We start from the raw sequence: 906 nt of genomic DNA, 5'->3' as shown, positions 1-906 counted from the left end.
ATAGCGATCTTGACCTCGCGTGAGAACCAGCTCTTCGTAATAGTCTGCAGCCTGCTTACCAAATACATAATAGCTTGACGCTTTAGCTGAAATTTCAGCAGGCTCACTCTTAACTTCGGAGTCTTTGGCGTAAGCCGTTTGCATTCTTACATAATATAGGTGTGCCAACTCATCTAGGGCCTCAACAAGCAAAGGTCTGACAATCTCTAATTGAGAGGGTTCAAGCGTTTTCCAATAAGGGCTATGAACACCGAAATTCTTTACAAAATTTTCTTTCGCTTCCCATTCTAGAATATCGAAATTACCACGACGATAGGTTTGTATTTCATTTTGTGCCATTCGATAAGCATCAAAATTCATTTGATAGTTATCGGTAAAGCCCCTGGCTACGAGACCCGCATCACGAAATCGCTCAGATCTTAGGTGGAATCGAAATAAGGAGTCATAAAGCAAATATGCATAGTCCTTATGCCCGATACTCTGTTGTAGCACCTCAATACTCTCGCCGCTTCTGTCTTGAGAAAACATAGTAGAGAAAAGTCGGAAGGTATCGTCAACAATATCTTGATCCTTGAGGCCCAAGGTATCGTACCCGATTGCATTCCTTAGCTCAGGGTACTTATCTAATACCTTACTAGCATGAACTGCTGAGTCGGCAAACCTGTCCTGTCTAAAAACAGCCCAACCTAACTTAAAGTTTGCTCTATGATGGAAGGTAGAATCTTTTGTAAAAGCCAGTACTTTCTTATACTGCGCTTCAGCTTTATCAAACATACCCAAATCAAAATATGTCTCGGCAATTCGGAACATACTTTCATCAACCAGATCAGACTTTGGGTAAAGACCTACTACAATTTAAGTCGTTTTATAGATTCTTCAGAATTACCTATAAATTTTGTTGCCTTA

General features: G+C 40.4%; 1 protein-coding gene. It reads right to left on the bottom strand.

Annotated elements, in window-relative coordinates:
* Window positions 1-810: tol-pal system YbgF family protein (locus A3729_RS23175; protein ID WP_156498086.1), on the bottom strand; the 810-nt coding region annotated here is incomplete at its 3' end.
* Between the last annotated feature and the right edge of the window lie 96 nt (window positions 811-906).

This window comes from Oleiphilus sp. HI0043 (assembly GCF_001634935.1).
The sequence above is the reverse complement of the archived record's forward strand: the minus strand, read 5'-3'. Positions and strand labels throughout refer to the sequence as shown.